This is a genomic window from Arthrobacter sp. TJ-266, from assembly GCF_058269115.1.
The window spans coordinates 446,327-460,576 of sequence record NZ_JBZCNC010000003.1; the positions used below are offsets into that span (position 1 = coordinate 446,327).

The window sequence follows — 14,250 nt, forward strand, 5'->3', positions numbered from 1 at the left end:
CCTCCTCCATCACGGCTCCTCCATGACGGTCGCGGAGGCCGTGGCTCGCCGTGACCTCGGCAGCAGCGCCGCGACCAGAGCCGCCACCGCGCCGACCACGAGGAGCCCGACGACGACGGCCGTCATCGGGTCATCCGCGAGGAGTCGCGGGATGGTCCGCGACGGGACCAGCGCGGCGAAGAAGAACGCGATCAGGAGTCCGAGGTAGCTGCCCACCATGTTCATCACATGGCCGCGGAGGTTGCGCCGGCGCGCGGCGACCACGCCGAGGATCACCGTGACCAGCGTCAGGGCCGACAGGCCGTGCAGCCAGCTGAAGTGACTGTCGGTCACGATGCCGAAGCTGCTCACGCAGACGTACAGCATGGCGCCCACCCAGACGCGCCCGAGCAGGCGGTGGGTCCGGTCACGGCGGCGGCGTAACCCGTTGACGGGTGCGATCAACAGTGCCGCGAGGGCGGCGATTATGTGGGACACGAGGAGCGGGTTCCAGGCCATGGAGAAAGGATAGTTGCACTATCCTGTAATGGACATCAGGAGAGTGCAGGCGCCGTCAGCTATCCGACGACGCCGGAGGGAAGGGGTGCGGGATGAGACTCGGTGAGCTGAGCGAGGAGACCGGCACGAGCCCGGCGAGCATCAAGTTCTACCTCCGCGAGGGACTGCTCCAGCCGGGAGAGTCCATCCATCCGACGAGGGCGCGGTACGGCGACGTCCATGTGCGGCGCCTGCGCCTCATCCAGGGGCTCCGAACGGTGATCGGCCTCGGGCTCGAGGACATCAGGCGCATCATCGACGCGGCCGACGGCGCCGACCTGACCCCGGACCGTCGGCTCGCGCTCCTCGGCACGGTGCAGTCGGTGGTGCTGGGCTTCGACGGCGCCCCTGCTCCGGCGTCCGAGGACGGCGACGCGCTGGTTCGGGCGATGGGGTGGCCCGACGTGAGCAGTCAGGCCCGCACCGCCGTGGACCGGCATCTCGAGGCGATGCGCGAGCTGGGGGTGTCAACAGACGACGGCGTGCTGGAGGCCTACGGCCGGGCCGCCGACGCCATCGCGGCCGCTCAGCTCGCGGTCACCGACGAACGGGAGACCATCGAGGACGTCATCCTCACGGCGGCCGTCGGGATGCACATGCACAACCAGCTCATCCTGTCGGTGATCGCGCTGGCACAGGCCAGCAGATCCATCAGGCGCTACGGCGCACCATGACGCACGCGTCCGGAGCCGGACGCACGGAAGGCCGGGACGACGTCGTCCCGGCCTTCCGGAGGAGAGGTGCTAGCGGTCGAGGTCGCCGCGGATGAAGGCTTCGACCTTCTCGTGGGCGATGTCGTCCGCGTACTGCTCCGGCGGCGACTTCATGAAGTAGCTCGATGCCGAGAGGATGGGCCCGCCGATGCCGCGATCGAGCGCGATCTTCGCGGCACGGATGGCGTCGATGATCACGCCGGCAGAGTTCGGGGAGTCCCACACCTCGAGCTTGTACTCGAGAGACACCGGGGCGTCCCCGAAGTTGCGGCCCTCGAGGCGCACGAAGGCCCACTTGCGGTCGTCCAGCCAGGCCACGTAGTCGGAAGGTCCGATGTGCACGTCATCGGCGTGCAGGTGCGCCTTGACGTTCGAGGTGACGGCCTGCGTCTTCGAGATCTTCTTCGACTCGAGGCGCTCGCGCTCCAGCATGTTCTTGAAGTCCATGTTGCCGCCGACGTTCAGCTGGTACGTGCGGTCCAGGGTCACCCCGCGGTCCTCGAAGAGCTTCGCCATGACGCGGTGGGTGATGGTGGCGCCGATCTGGCTCTTGATGTCGTCCCCGACGATCGGCACGCCGGCCTCCGTGAACTTGTCGGCCCACTCCTTCGTGCCGGCGATGAAGACGGGCAGGGCGTTGACGAACGCGACGCCCGCATCGATGGCGCACTGGGCGTAGTACTTGGCCGCATGGTCCGAGCCGACCGGCAGGTAGCAGACGAGGACATCGGCCTTGGAAGCCTTCAGCTGCGCGACGATGTCGACGGGCTCCTCGTCGGACTCGACGATGGTCTCGCGGTAGTACTTGCCGAGGCCGTCGAGGGTGTGGCCGCGCTGCACGATCACGCCGGTCGGCGGGACATCGGCGATCTTGATGGTGTTGTTCTCGCTGGCACCGATCGCCTCGGCGAGATCGTGGCCCACCTTCTTGCCGTCGACGTCGAACGCCGCGACGAACTGGACGTCGCCCACGTGGTACTTGCCGAATTCGACATGCATCAGGCCGGGGATCACCGCGGATGGATCGGCGTCGCGGTAGTAGTGCACGCCCTGCACCAGCGACGCGGCGCAGTTGCCGACTCCAATGATTGCCACGCGAATGGGGTTCTGTCCCACGGTTCTCCTCGAATGCCTGATGAATATGCCTCGACCGTCATCGCCCGAAGCGCGGCTGGCAGAAAGGACCAGTCTACGTTCATTGCACAACGCAGGCGTCGCATGGTGCATTCCTCGCCCGGTACGGACGGCTCAGCCGTGGACACACCGGCCGGCCGGCTCGGCCCTGCGGATAGGCTCGATGCATGACCTCGGACGACGGCCGGCGCGACGGCGCCCATCACGTACCGAGCAGGGAGGACCCGCTGCTCAGCGCCCTGACGGAAGGTGTGGGTGGGCCGCATGGGCGCCACATCGAGCCGGGCCGCACGTCTCCGCGATGGTTCACCGTTCCCCGCGTGATCATCCTCCTCACCGTCCTCTCGGCCGTCCTCGCGGTCGTGGTCAAGAACCCCTGCCGGGAGGAGGGCTGGTCCGCCCCCACGTACTTCTACAGAGCCTGCTACTCGGACTGGACCGAGCTCTACCAGTCGCGGGGCTTCGCCGACGGCAGCCTCCCGTTCATCACGCCCGGCGCCCTCTTCGAGTACCCCGTGCTGCTGGGCCTCCTCGCGTCGGGTACCGCCCTGCTGGTGGGTCTGCTCACCGATGGCGCAGATCCGGCGGCGGCGTCCCTGCTGTATTTCGACGTCAACGCCGTCCTGCTCGCCGGCGTCTGGATCCTGACGGCCCTGATCACCCTCCGGCTGGCGCGCGGGCGCCCCTGGGATGCGGCGATCGTCGCCACGGCTCCGGTGATCATCCTCTCCGGCACCATCAACTGGGATCTCTGGGCCGTACTGCTGGCGAGCGCCGGTCTCCTGGCCTTCGCCCGGGAGCGGCCCGTGCTCGCCGGTGCACTCTGGGGCCTCGGCGCCGCCGTCAAGCTCTACCCGGTGCTGCTCCTCGGCGCGGTGGTGGTCCTCGCGATCCGGACCGGCAGATACCGACCGTTGGTTCTCGCAGGGCTGGGTGCCGCGGGCGCCTGGCTGGCAGTCAATGTTCCGTTCGCAGTCCGGGACTCCGAGAGCTGGGGGTACTTCCTGACCTTCACGGAGGACCGCCCCGCAGGGTTCTCCTCCGTCTGGTACGTCTACAACGCCTACGCGGAGCGTCTCGGCGCGGCCGAGCTCTCGCCCGCGCTGATCAATACCGCCGGCGGCATACTTTTTCTCCTCGCCTGTGCGGCCATCGCGCTGCTGGCTCTCGGGGCCCGACGGCGGCCCCGGCTCGCGCAGCTCGCACTGCTGATCGTGGGCGCGTTCGTCCTGTGCAACAAGGTGTATTCACCGCAGTACGCCCTCTGGCTCCTGCCGCTGATCGCGCTCGTGCTGCCCCGGTGGCGGACCGTCCTCATGTGGCAGTTCGTCCAGGTGCTGCACTGGTGGGCGGTGTGGATGTACCTCGGCGGCCTGACCGGCGGCGGTCCGCCGGAGAACAACGTGGGCCTCGGCGTCTATGCGCTGTCGGTGCTTGCTCATATTCTTTCAACGGCATGGATCATGGCTGTGGTGGTGCGGGAGATTCTCGCGCCCGAGCACGATGTGGTCCGCGCCGACGGACAGGACGATCCGCAGGGTGGCCCCTTCGACCGTGCGGCCGACGTGTTCACGCTGGCGAGGCGCCCGCGCATGAGCCTCGGCTAGGCTTGCTGCACGCCACCAGACTCCCCCGACGACCAGCGGAAGACACCTGTGCCAGCACCGTCCTTCACCTTCACGCAGCTCTCACGGAGCGCCTTCGACGCCCTCGCGGACGAGCATCCCGATGTTGTGATCCCGATCGAACAGACGCCTGACTGGGTGGAGTTCGAACACGCCCTCGGGCGGACCCCCCTCGGGATCTGGGCCTACACGGACCGCACGGGTGCGCTGGTCGCGACTGCCAGCTTCGTCCACGTGGTCAGGCGGCTGCGCGAATCGGTCGTCGTGGTCAACGGACCCGTGTGGTTCGCCGATCGCACGCCCGCGGCCGAGCGGACGTTGATGACCACCATCCGTGAGCAGTTCGCAGCGGAGAAGTCCCTTCATCCGCTGTACGTCCGGATGCAGGTCGCGCTGATGCAGCTTCCGGCCACCGGGCCGATCGAGCACGGCTGGTACGAGCGCGAGATCGTCGTGGATCTCACTCCCAGCGAGGGGGATCTGCTCAAGAGCTTCAGGCCGAACGCGCGCAACAGCATCCGCCGGGCGCAGCGGAACGGCGTCGAGATCAGAACTATTCCCCGTCCGGAATGGACGAGGGTCTTCGCCGACGAGCTGTACCCGATCATGCAGGAGACCGCGGAACGGGACGGCTTCTCACCCTTCGACTCCCGTTACTACGAGACCTTGCTGACGGTCCTCGGCGACCACCTGCGACTCCTGGTGGCCTACCAGGACGGCCGTCCGCTGAGCTGGCTCATCACCACCGAGTACCGCGGCTACTCGGTGTACTACTTCGCGGGCAGCACGGTGGAGGCACGCGCGACCTTCGCTCCCTATCTGCTGCTGTGGGAGGCCTTCCGCGCCCTGAAGACCGCCGGCAACACCGCGTGCGGCCTGACCGGGATCGTCAGCGAGAACTACCCCGGCCTCGCGAACGTGACCACGTTCAAGCGGAACTTCTCGAAGAACGTGGTGGTGGTCCCCACGACGTACGACATCCCCCTCGATCCCGTGCGGTACGCCGCCGTCGCGGCCCTCCTCGGCGCGCGCCGCACCCTGCCGGGCACTCTGAGGACGGTGCGGGCCGCCCAGAGGAAGCTCCTGACACGGGCGCGGAGACGGCCCGCTCCCGTCCCGGCGTCCACAGGGCCGGCGTCGGACGGGACGCCGTCGTGACGCCCGACGTCGAGGTGGTCGGTGCCGGACCGAACGGCCTCGCGGCCGCCGTCGTGATGGCGCGGGCCGGTCTGTCCGTCCGCGTCCACGAGGCGGCCGACACGCTCGGTGGTGGCTCACGCTCCCTCGAGCTCATGCAGCAGGACCACCTGCACGACTTCTGTTCCGCGGTGCACCCGATGGCGCTGGCCTCGCCCTTCTTCCGCGCCTTCGAACTCAGCCGACGCATCGGCTTCGCGGTGCCGGAGGTCTCCTTCGCGCACCCCCTCGACGACGCCCGGGCAGGCATCGCCTACCGCAGCATGGAGCGCACCGTGGAGGGCCTCGGTGTGGACGGCGACGCGTACCGTCGCCTGGTGGAGCCCCTCAGCGACCGCGAACAGGACGTCCTCGCCTTCACGCTCAACCACGTGGTCCGCATCCCGAAGCGGCCCGAGGCCGCGGTCCGGTTCGCGCTGGCCGTGCTCGACCAGGGGCTGCCGACCTGGAACCGGCGCTTCCGCACGGATGAGGCCCGTGCGCTCGTCACCGGTGTGATGGCGCACCCGGTCGGTACGCTGCCGTCCCTGACGGGCGCCGGCGCGGGCCTGGTGCTGAATCTGCTCGCGCACACCGTGGGCTGGCCCATCCCGGTCGGTGGGTCGCAGTCGATCGCGGACGCCCTCGCCCTCGATCTCGTACAGCACGGCGGCGAGGTGGTGACGGCGTCGAGGATCGACTCGCTCGCCGAGGTGTCGGGCGCGCGGGCCGTCCTCCTCGACGTGGCACCGAAGAACTTCGAGACGATGTCACGCGGGCGCCTCCCTTCGGCCTACCGCGCCGCGCTGAGCACCTTCACCTACGGCAACGCCGCCTGCAAGGTGGACTTCATCCTCTCCAGGCCCGTGCCGTGGGCCCATCCGGAGCTGCACAGGGCCGGTACGGCCCATCTCGGCGGAACCCGCGAGGAGATCGCCGCCGGCGAGAAGGAGGTCAATCAGGGCAGGCACCCCGAGAGCCCCTACGTGCTGCTCTCCCAACCGTCGCAGTTCGACCCGACGCGCGCACCCGAGGGCCGGCACACGTTGTGGACGTACTGCCACGTGCCGAAGGGCTCCACCCGGGACATGGCGGAGGCGGTGACCGCGCAGATCGAGCGGTTCGCGCCCGGCTTCCGGGACGTCGTGGTGCAGAGTCACACGACGACGGCGGCGGAGCTCGAGCGTTACAACGCCAACTACGTGGGCGGGGACTTCAGCAGCGGAGCGGTCAACCTGCGCCAGATCATTGCCCGCCCGGTGCCCTCCCTCCAGCCCTGGGCCACGCCGATCAAGGGTGTGTACCTGTGCTCGCAGTCGACCCCGCCCGGGCCGGGAGTGCACGGCATGGCCGGCTTCAACGCTGCGAAGCTTGCGCTGAAGCGCGAGTTCGGATTGAGCGTGCCCGCTCTGGGACTCTGACCCGACGGATCGGGGAGGCTCGCATGGCCGTGGGGACCGGACGTTTCGACAAGGTCCAGGTGGAGTCCGCAGCGGAGCTCCGCGCCTGGTTGACCGAGCACCACGGCCAAGAGGCGGGCGTCTGGGTGGTCACCTTCAAGAAGCACGCCGGGTCGCGGTACGTCTCGAAGTCCGAGGTGCTCGACGAGCTGCTGTGCTTCGGGTGGATCGACGGCGTGGCGCGGAAGCTCGACGACGAGCGGACCATCCAGCTGATCACTCCACGCCGGGCACAGCACTGGGCCCGCAGTTACAAGGAGCGGGTCGCCGTCCTGACCGAGGAGGGGCGCATGCACGCGGCCGGGCTCAGGTCTGTCGAGGAGGGCAGGGCCAGCGGGCTGTGGACGTTCATGGATGACGTCGACGACCTCGTGGTTCCGGAGGATCTCGCCGAGACGCTCGCCGCCAGGCCCGGGGCGGCGGAGTATTTCGCGACCATTCCGCCGGCGAGCACGCGCTTCACACTGCGGTGGATCAAGCTCGCGAAGACCCCGGGCACGAGAAGCAAGCGGATCAGGACCATGGCGGATCTCGGGGCGCGCGGTGAACGCCTCCCGGGGAGCTGAGCGGGGAGCTGAACAGGGGCGCTGAACGAGGGAGGTGACCGGGGGCTGACTGGAGCAGCAGAGGTGTCGAGGGTGGCGGGCGCATTCTCCGCCCGGAGCCGACTTCTTGACCCCGGACGAGAACCCATGTCCGCGCAAGCGCCTCGATGTACTCAACGAAAGAACGCGGACACGTCCAGGATCTTTTTGTTGCCTACCCCCCAGTGTGCGCCCTGTACCCCTCGTCCACTCTCCGGAGCAGTTCTGGTTACCCTCAAGCCCACTGCGGTGCGGCCCGGGCATGCGTCAGAACGGGTACCTGGCGATGTCCCCCTGCATGGTCACCCATTGCGTCTCGGTGAAGGCGTCGAGGTTCGCCTCGACGCCCCCGAACCGTGCGCCCGTCCCCGAAGCGCCCACTCCACCGAACGGGGCCACCGATTCGTCGTCGACCGTCTGGTCGTTGATGTGCACGATGCCCGTGGGGATGCGGTCTGCGATCGAGAGACCCTTCATGACGTCGCGCGTGAGGATGCCGAGGGAGAGACCGTACTCGCTGCGCCGCACGATCTCCACGGCCTCGTCGATGCTCTCGAAGGAGAGCACGGGTGCCACCGGGCCGAAGATCTCCTCCGCGAAGCCCGGATGGTCCGGGGCGGAATCGGCCAGCACCGTGGGCCGGTAGAACAGCCCGTCGTAGGTACCTCCTGCCGCGAGGCGGGCGCCCGCGTCCACCGAGGACGTCACGAGCCGGTGCACGTGGTCACGCTGCGCCTCGTTGATGATCGGGCCGAGCGGAGCGCCCGTGGTCGGGTTCCCGACGGGAAGGTTGTTCGCGGTGGCCGAGAGCCGCTCCACGTACTCGTCGTAGATGCCGGCGTGCACCAGGTGGCGGCCCGTCGTCATGCAGATCTGGCCCTGATGGAGGAACGATCCCCAGGCTCCCGCGGAGACGGCGTGGGCGAGGTCGACGTCGTCGAGCACGATCAACGCGTTGTTGCCACCGAGTTCGAGGTGCGCCCGCTTGAGCTGTCGCGCGGCAGCCTCGCCGACCGTGCGGCCCGCCGCCGTCGATCCCGTGAAGGAGATGACGCGGACGCTCGGGGCGTCGACGAGAGCCACACCGACGTCAGCCCCGCCGGGCAGCACGTGGAAGAGACCCTCGGGGAGGCCTGCGGCCTCGAGGACCGCGGCGAGGAGGAGCCCGCCGGAGACGGCGGTGCGCGGATCCGGCTTCAGGATCACGGCGTTCCCCGCCGCGAGGGCCGGCGCCACGGAGCGGCTGGAGAGGATCATCGGGAAGTTGAAGGGCGAGATCACGCCCACGGTGCCGACGGGCAGGCGCCGCGCCATGGACAGGCGCGGTTTGCCGGAGCGCAGGAGCTGCCCGTAGGGAGCCTCTACGAGGGACGCGGCGGAGTAGAACTCGGCCGCGACGAGGTGGGCCTCGAAGCCGGCCTTGCCCTGCCCGGACCCGGCCTCGCGCATGAGCCACTCGGCGGCGATGCCCGCGTGCTCCTCGATCAGGGCTCCGGCGCGGCGGAAGATGGCGGCCTTCGCCTCGAAGGGAAGCGCCGCCCACGCGGGCTGGGCCGCAGCGGCGCGTGCGCTCGCGGTGGCGACGTCGTCGCCCGTGGCGACGCCGTAGGTACCGAGCGTGCCGCCCGTGGCGGGTTCGCGGATCTCCGCGGTGCCGCCGCTGCCGGTCGTCCAGCCGCCCGAGTAGAGCTTGCCGGTCCAGTGATCGGTGTCGAAGAACGTCATCGTCATCTCCTAGGTGTTTCTGTGCCGCGGATGTCTCAGGGCTGGAAGGTGGTATCGGCCGCCACGCCGACCTCGATCACCAGGGGCGTGGACCGCCCGGCGAGGGAGGGCAGCACGTCGGTGAGAAGGGCGGTCAACTGCCCGTGATCGTCCACGCGGACGGCCTCGACGCCGAAGCCTGCCGCCAGTGTACGGACGGAGACCTCGGGGAACGGCGGCCAGGCGGGCTTCGCGTCCCGCTGTTCGGCGAGGCGGTCCATCACGGCGTAGCCGCCGTTGGCGAGCACGATGAACAGCGCGCCCGTGGCCGTGCTGGCGGCCGTCCACAGTGCCTGGATGCAGTACAGCGAGGAGCCGTCGCCGATCACGGCGACCACGGGACGCTCCGGCAGGGCCATCCGGACGCCGATGGCCGCGGGGAGGGCGAAGCCGAGGCCGCCCATGGCCGCGGAGAGGAAGGCGAGCGGCTGCCGCGCGGGCAGGATCGCCTGCAGCGCAGGGCGCGACGACGGCGACTCCTCGATGACGACGGCGTCCTCGGGCAGGAGCTCCGCCATCAGGGTGAAGACGTCGGCCGCGCGGAGCGGACCGTCGCTTGCGGACCCACCCGTCTGAGTCCGCGGTGGGCGTGCGGCGAGCGGCTCGGGCGCTTCGACGCCGAGCTTCCGGAGCGCAGCGGTCAGCTGCTGCGTGAGGGCCGCCGGATCACCCACGACGACGAGCTCGGCGGGCGAGCGGTTCGCCTCCGCGGCGTCGGCGGTGAGCACCACCACGCGCGTGCCCGGCGGGAAGAGCGGCCCCTCCTGGTACGGGTACTGGCGCAGGGCGGCGGTGCCGAGAACCACCACGGCGTCGTGCGCCTCGAAGGCCTGCCGCACACGCGTGCGGTCCGCGGGGACCTGCCCGGAGTACAGCGGGTGGTCCTGGGGGAAGGCGGCGCGCGCACCGAACGGTTCGAGCCGCACGGGGGCGCCGAGGAGTTCTGCGAGCCCGACGGCGGCCGACCACCCGGCGTCGGTGTCCATCCCCGCGCCGACCACCAGGGCGGGCGAGCGGGCCGCGCGGAGGAGAGTGGCGACGTCGTTGACCGCCTCGGAGTGCACCGGCGCGGCGACGGCCACGCGGGCGGGCGCCGCCATCGCATCGGGCTCCGCGGCATCCAGCCAGTCGCTCATCGGCACGATCACGATCACCGGGCCGCGGCCCTGCTCCGCCGTGAACGCGGCCCGCGCGATGGCGGCGGGGACGTCCGCGCCACGGCCGGGCTCGAGGACGGCGAGCGGGTAGTCGCCCGCGAGGCCCGCGAGACGTCCGGTGAGGAACGGCTCGAAGGCGAGGTGGCGGCGGTCCTGCTGCCCGACGACGATCACCAGCGGGGCGCGGTTCACCCTCGCGGTGGCGATGGCGCCGACGGCGTTGCCGAGCCCCGCCGTGGTGTGGACCAGCACCAGCGCGGCGCGGCCGTTCGCGATGGCGTACCCGGTGGCCATGCCCACCACGGAGCCCTCGTGGAGCCCGAGGACGAACGTGAAGTCGTCCGGGAGGAGCGCCAGGAAGGGCACCTCGGTGGATCCGGGGTTCGAGAACATGGTGGTGAGGCCGTGGTGGCGCAGCACCTCGAAGGTCTGCTCCGCGACCGTCCCGGCGTGGGGAGCGCCACTCACCCGAGGTCGCCGCCGCCACTGGCTCCGTCCCCCGTGGCGACGCCGCCGGCGGGGTAGGCGGATGCGCCGGCATTCGCCGTGTACTGCGCGCCGTGATTCACGCCCGCGTGTGAGCCCGCCACGACGGGGGCCGCGGTACCTGCCGGGCGGTGGCCTCGCTTGGCGATCTGGATCTGCTCGTACACGTGGCCGCGCAGCTCGGTGAAGCGGGGCAGGGAGCGGGTGGTGCCCTGGTCGCGATCCGCGGGGAGGTCGATCACGATGTCCTCCTGCACCACGGTGGGCGAGCTCGAGAGGATGATGACGCGCTCGCCGAGGTACACCGACTCGTCGATGTCATGCGTGACGAAGAGGACGGTGACGCCGAGCCTCTTCCACACGGTGCGGATGAGGTCCTCGAGATCTGCGCGCGTCTGGGCGTCCACGGCGGCGAACGGCTCGTCCATGAGCAGCACCTCGGGCTGGTACGCCACCGCACGGGCGATGGCCACGCGCTGCTGCATGCCGCCGGAGAGCTGCCACGGGTAGGAGCGCGGCACGTGCTCGAGACCCACGGCCTCGAGCGCCTCGTCCACGAGGCGGTCGCGCTCGGCCTTGGGCACGCCCTGGTTCTTGAGCGGCAGCTCCACGTTCTCTCGCACGCGCATCCACGGGAAGAGCGAGCGGCCGTACTCCTGGAACACCACGGCCATCTTCTTCGGTGGACCGGCCACCCGCTTGCCGTCGAGCAGCACCTCGCCCTCGGTGGGCTCCATGAGCCCGGCGATGCACTTGAGCAGCGTGGTCTTGCCGGAGCCGGACGGCCCCACGAGGCAGACCAGCTCACCCGCGCGGAGGTCGAAGGTGAGGTTCCGGACGGCTTCGACGGCGCCGCCGTCGGTCTGGTACACCTTCTTCATGTTCCGGACGGACAGGATGACCCTGGGGTCTGTCTCAGACTGCATTCTCTACCTCTCTCAGGCCGTGGTACCAGCGCAGGATGCGGCGCTCGGCCCACTGGAAGACGAAGGACAGCGCGATGCCGATGAGGCCGAGGACCACGATGCCGGACCACATCTCGGGGATGGCGAAGGAGCGCTGGAAGGCCACGATGGTGTACCCGAGGCCCGAGGACGAGGCGAACATCTCGGAGATGACCATGAGGATCAGGCCGATGGACAGGCATTGACGGACGCCGGTCATGATCTGCGGGCTCGCGCTGGGAAGTACGAGGTGACGCGTGCGCGCCCACCCGGACACACCGTAGGTGCGGGCGCTGTCCGAGAGCACGGAGTCCACGGCGCGGACGCCCTCGATGGTGTTGAGGAGCACGGGCCACACGCAGCCGGAGACGATCACCACGATCTTCATGGTGTCCGTGATGCCGAGCAGCAGCATGAACACGGGCACCAGGACGGGCGGCGGGATGGCACGGAAGAACTCGAGGACTGGCTCGGTCAGTGCCCGCAGCCAGCGGACGGAGCCGATGAGGAGGCCGCCGGCCACGCCGAGAATGATGGCGAGGCTGACCCCGATGAGCAACCGTCCGAGGCTCGGCAGCACGTCCGAGAGGATGCGGGGACCGAACCACGTCTCGACGAAGGTCTGGCCGAGGAGGGCGGGCGTGGGGACGTAGAAGTTCGGCTCGCCCAGGGTGGCGACCCACCAGACGGTGAGGAGCGCCGCGGGCAGGGCGAGGGTGTGGACCACACCGCGGGCGAGCGTCATACGATCACCTCGGACCGCACCGACGAGTGCCACGAGAGGGTGCGGCGCTCGAGCCACCGCATGAGCAGGTTGATCGCCACCCCGATGAGGCCGGTGGCGACGATGAGCGCGTAGAGCGCCGCGATCGCCCCGCCGGTCTGCGCCAGGGCGATCTGTCGGCCGAGCCCGGGCGACCCGATGATCAGCTGAGCGGTGACGGCGAGGATGAGGGCCACAGCGGCGGCCAGGCGGACACCGGTCATGAGGAACGGCAGCGTGGTGGGGAAGATGACGTGGCGCACGCGAGCCACCGGCCCGAGCCCGTAGGACCTCGCGGTCTGCATCGCCACGTTGTCCACGTCCGCGACCCCGTAGAGCACCTGGATGAGGACCTGCCAGAAGGAGGCGTAGACCACGAGCAGCAGGGTCGATTCCAGCTGCACGCCGAACAGTAGCACGGCGAGGGGGATCAGCGCCACGGAGGGGATGGGCCGCAGGAACTCGATGGTGGAGTGCGTGAGGCGCCGCAGCACGGCCGAGGAGCCGATGACGAATCCGGCCACGACGGCGAGAGTCACGGCGATGAGGAGGCCGAGCCCCCAGGCGAGCAGGGTCTGCCCGACGGCCACCCAGAACGCGGTGAGGCCCGCGTTCCGCGCGAGGGCCGCGAGGACCTCGGTGGCGGGCGGCAGGAACCGCGGGTCGATGAGCCCGGTGCGCGAGACGAGTTCCCAGATCAGGAGGAAGAGGACGATCCCGATCGCGCCGAGCACGAGCGAGTTCGGCGCCTTCCTCCGCCGCGCCGGTGACGCGGCGGAGGTGGGCGCCTCCGCCGTCGTCGTCGGCTGGGTCGTCTGCGAGGTCACGGCAGGATGGTGTCGAGGTCCGGCGCCCCGGTCAGCGTGCCGTACTCGGTCGCAGCCTCGCCGAGCGTGGTGGCGGCGTCGCGATCGAACTCGGCCTTGAACGAGGGGAGCACCATCTCGGCGCGCAGCTCCGGACTGATCTCCGTGTAGGTGCCCACGATGTCGCGGACGGCGTCCGGGTTCTCCTGGGCGTACTCGAGCGAGCGGTTCATCGCGGTGGTGAAGCGCTCCACGAGGTCGGCGTCGGCCTCGATGGTCTCCCCGGTGGTGAAGTAGCCGGCGATGTCGAGGTCCGGGCTCACCTCCGCGTAGTTGTACGAGACCACGCGTGCACCGTTGGAGAGGGCCTGCGTGAGGAACGGCTCGAGGATCCAGGCGGCGTCCACCTGATCGTTCTCGAGGGCCGCCGGGGCGTCGGGGAAGGGCACCTCGACGAACTCGATCGACGACTGGTCGCCGCCGTCCTGCTCCACCACGTAGCGGATGGTGGTGTCACCGATGTTGGCGAGGTTGTTCACGGAGACGCGCTTGCCGGCGAGATCGGCAGCCGTCCGGATGTCGGAGTCCGCGGGAACCACGACGGCGCCGAAGTCGGAGGCCGTGTCGCCGGTCGTCGAGGCCCCGTTGGCCACGAAGCGCACGTCGAGGCCCTGACCGGCGGCCACCATGATGGACATGACGTTGCCGAACGCGAAGTCGAAGTCCCCGCTCACGACGCCCGGGACGGCCGCGGCTCCGCCGGACGTGGGCTGGAGCTCCAGCTCGATGCCCTCCTCCTCGAAGAAGCCCTGCTCCTGCCCGAGGTAGATGGGTGCGGTGTCAACGATGGGGATGACTCCCACGGTCACGGGGTCCAGCGAGGTATCCCCCCCACCCTCTTCGGCCGCCGTCTCGGTGCCGCCGCTCGGGGATCCGGAGCCGCAGCCGGTGATCAGGAGAAGGATGGCGGATGCCGCGACAGCTGCTCTGGTGCGCATGGGATTCCTCTGTTCATACAATGGGCGGACGCTTCATCGAGTTCGTATGATGAACATTTGTTCTCTAGATAAACTAGAATGGCACACGCAGCAGGTCAAGAGG

13 protein-coding genes are annotated in these 14,250 nt (G+C 69.7%); 5 read left to right on the top strand and 8 right to left on the bottom strand.

All coding sequences use genetic code 11. From position 1 onward, the window contains the following. Nucleotides 1-9: 9 nt before the first annotated feature. Nucleotides 10-498, bottom strand: coding sequence for a DUF2306 domain-containing protein (locus tag AC4D12_RS10735; RefSeq protein ID WP_490949906.1), 489 nt, complete (start codon nt 496-498; stop codon nt 10-12). A 92-nt stretch (nt 499-590) separates the two neighbouring features. Between AC4D12_RS10735 and AC4D12_RS10740 the strand changes: the two genes are divergently transcribed. After that, nucleotides 591-1,211, top strand: a complete 621-nt coding sequence (locus tag AC4D12_RS10740; RefSeq protein WP_490949907.1) for a MerR family transcriptional regulator — start codon at nt 591-593, stop codon at nt 1,209-1,211. A 69-nt stretch (nt 1,212-1,280) separates the two neighbouring features. Here AC4D12_RS10740 and AC4D12_RS10745 read toward each other — a convergent pair whose 3' ends face one another. Continuing rightward, nucleotides 1,281-2,366: an inositol-3-phosphate synthase gene (locus AC4D12_RS10745; protein WP_490949908.1), complete on the bottom strand. Its 1,086-nt coding sequence runs from the start codon at nt 2,364-2,366 to the stop codon at nt 1,281-1,283. Nucleotides 2,367-2,551: 185 nt separating this feature from the next. Here AC4D12_RS10745 and AC4D12_RS10750 point away from each other — a divergent pair, with 185 nt between their 5' ends. The 4 genes from AC4D12_RS10750 to AC4D12_RS10765 are packed head-to-tail and all read left to right on the top strand — an operon-like array spanning nt 2,552 to nt 7,211. Then, nucleotides 2,552-3,991, top strand: coding sequence for a glycosyltransferase family 87 protein (locus tag AC4D12_RS10750; protein ID WP_490949909.1), 1,440 nt, complete (start codon nt 2,552-2,554; stop codon nt 3,989-3,991). A 48-nt stretch (nt 3,992-4,039) separates the two neighbouring features. Then, complete coding sequence (locus AC4D12_RS10755) at nt 4,040-5,167, top strand: lipid II:glycine glycyltransferase FemX (RefSeq protein ID WP_490949910.1); 1,128 nt, start codon at nt 4,040-4,042, stop codon at nt 5,165-5,167. Beyond that, the gene (locus AC4D12_RS10760) at nt 5,164-6,606 is read left to right on the top strand and encodes a phytoene desaturase family protein (RefSeq protein WP_490949911.1); all 1,443 of its coding nucleotides are present in this window, start codon (nt 5,164-5,166) and stop codon (nt 6,604-6,606) included. Before AC4D12_RS10755 ends, AC4D12_RS10760 begins: the two co-directional genes overlap by 4 nt. Before the next feature lie 23 nt (nt 6,607-6,629). Continuing rightward, a complete protein-coding gene (locus AC4D12_RS10765; RefSeq protein ID WP_490949912.1) occupies nt 6,630-7,211 on the top strand; it encodes a YdeI/OmpD-associated family protein in 582 nt (193 codons plus the stop codon). A gap of 285 nt (nt 7,212-7,496) precedes the next feature. On the opposite strand, the gene AC4D12_RS10770 is transcribed toward AC4D12_RS10765, so the two are convergent. From AC4D12_RS10770 to AC4D12_RS10795, 6 genes are all read right to left on the bottom strand, one after another. Then, nucleotides 7,497-8,954: an aldehyde dehydrogenase family protein gene (locus AC4D12_RS10770; protein WP_490949913.1), complete on the bottom strand. Its 1,458-nt coding sequence runs from the start codon at nt 8,952-8,954 to the stop codon at nt 7,497-7,499. A gap of 35 nt (nt 8,955-8,989) precedes the next feature. Next, nucleotides 8,990-10,618, bottom strand: coding sequence for a thiamine pyrophosphate-dependent enzyme (locus tag AC4D12_RS10775; RefSeq protein ID WP_490949914.1), 1,629 nt, complete (start codon nt 10,616-10,618; stop codon nt 8,990-8,992). Beyond that, nucleotides 10,615-11,562: an ABC transporter ATP-binding protein gene (locus AC4D12_RS10780; RefSeq protein ID WP_490949915.1), complete on the bottom strand. Its 948-nt coding sequence runs from the start codon at nt 11,560-11,562 to the stop codon at nt 10,615-10,617. The genes AC4D12_RS10775 and AC4D12_RS10780 overlap by 4 nt, the downstream gene beginning before the upstream one ends. Then, a complete protein-coding gene (locus AC4D12_RS10785; protein ID WP_490949916.1) occupies nt 11,552-12,325 on the bottom strand; it encodes an ABC transporter permease in 774 nt (257 codons plus the stop codon). The genes AC4D12_RS10780 and AC4D12_RS10785 overlap by 11 nt, the downstream gene beginning before the upstream one ends. Beyond that, on the bottom strand, nt 12,322-13,077 hold the full coding sequence (locus tag AC4D12_RS10790) for an ABC transporter permease (protein WP_490950132.1): 756 nt from the start codon (nt 13,075-13,077) through the stop codon (nt 12,322-12,324). Before AC4D12_RS10790 ends, AC4D12_RS10785 begins: the two co-directional genes overlap by 4 nt. A gap of 89 nt (nt 13,078-13,166) precedes the next feature. Then, nucleotides 13,167-14,147, bottom strand: coding sequence for an ABC transporter substrate-binding protein (locus tag AC4D12_RS10795; RefSeq protein ID WP_490949917.1), 981 nt, complete (start codon nt 14,145-14,147; stop codon nt 13,167-13,169). Nucleotides 14,148-14,250 lie beyond the last annotated feature (103 nt).

Bases quoted from the DNA above. Each gene is read 5' to 3' on its own strand.
- AC4D12_RS10735 (WP_490949906.1), bottom strand. From the start codon at position 498: ATGGCCTGGAACCCGCTCCTCGTGTCCCACATAATCGCCGCCCTCGCG.
- AC4D12_RS10740 (WP_490949907.1), top strand. From the start codon at position 591: ATGAGACTCGGTGAGCTGAGCGAGGAGACCGGCACGAGCCCGGCGAGC.
- AC4D12_RS10750 (WP_490949909.1), top strand. From the start codon at position 2,552: ATGACCTCGGACGACGGCCGGCGCGACGGCGCCCATCACGTACCGAGC.
- AC4D12_RS10765 (WP_490949912.1), top strand. From the start codon at position 6,630: ATGGCCGTGGGGACCGGACGTTTCGACAAGGTCCAGGTGGAGTCCGCA.
- AC4D12_RS10770 (WP_490949913.1), bottom strand. From the start codon at position 8,954: ATGACGTTCTTCGACACCGATCACTGGACCGGCAAGCTCTACTCGGGC.
- AC4D12_RS10780 (WP_490949915.1), bottom strand. From the start codon at position 11,562: ATGCAGTCTGAGACAGACCCCAGGGTCATCCTGTCCGTCCGGAACATG.
- AC4D12_RS10785 (WP_490949916.1), bottom strand. From the start codon at position 12,325: ATGACGCTCGCCCGCGGTGTGGTCCACACCCTCGCCCTGCCCGCGGCG.
- AC4D12_RS10795 (WP_490949917.1), bottom strand. From the start codon at position 14,147: ATGCGCACCAGAGCAGCTGTCGCGGCATCCGCCATCCTTCTCCTGATC.